This window comes from Fulvivirga imtechensis AK7, from assembly GCF_000331535.1.
GTDB classification, from domain to species: Bacteria; Bacteroidota; Bacteroidia; order Cytophagales; family Cyclobacteriaceae; genus Fulvivirga; species Fulvivirga imtechensis.
In genome coordinates this window covers 1-448 of sequence record NZ_AMZN01000017.1, presented here as the reverse complement: position 1 = coordinate 448, position 448 = coordinate 1, and the positions used below count along the sequence as shown (strand labels likewise).

The 448-nt window shown below is 45.5% G+C and carries 1 protein-coding gene; it reads left to right on the top strand.

The window, feature by feature from the left end; genetic code table 11:
* A partial coding sequence (locus C900_RS06390) for an AMP-binding protein (RefSeq protein ID WP_040495877.1) occupies positions 1-448 on the top strand: 448 nt, incomplete at both ends.

Genomic DNA, 448 nt, shown 5'->3' with positions numbered 1-448 from the left:
TGGACTTCTTCACGGGCAATTTAATAGCTATAGACATCCAGTTCAATGATTTTACGGATAGAGAAGAGAACCCTATGCCGGTAAATGATCCATCAGACCTTGCTTATGTGATCTATACTTCGGGTTCCACTGGCCGTCCTAAAGGTGTGTTACTGGAGCACCGGGGAGTGATCAACCTGATACAGTGGCAGCGATCAAATTTTGAGTTGAGCAGAGATAGCAGGATATTCCAGCATTTTTCGTACAACTTTGATGGAGCGGTTGGAGAGACATTCATGGCGCTGCTTAATGGAGCAGGTCTTTATATGTATGAAGGAGAGCTTGATCCGTCTCTGGTTACCGACTTTATCAACGCTCATAAAATATCAGTCGGTGTATTCGTGCCATCCCTTCTTCGTCAGATGGACCCTTCGCGGTTGAGTTATCCTGAGCTTCAGGTGGTATCTGT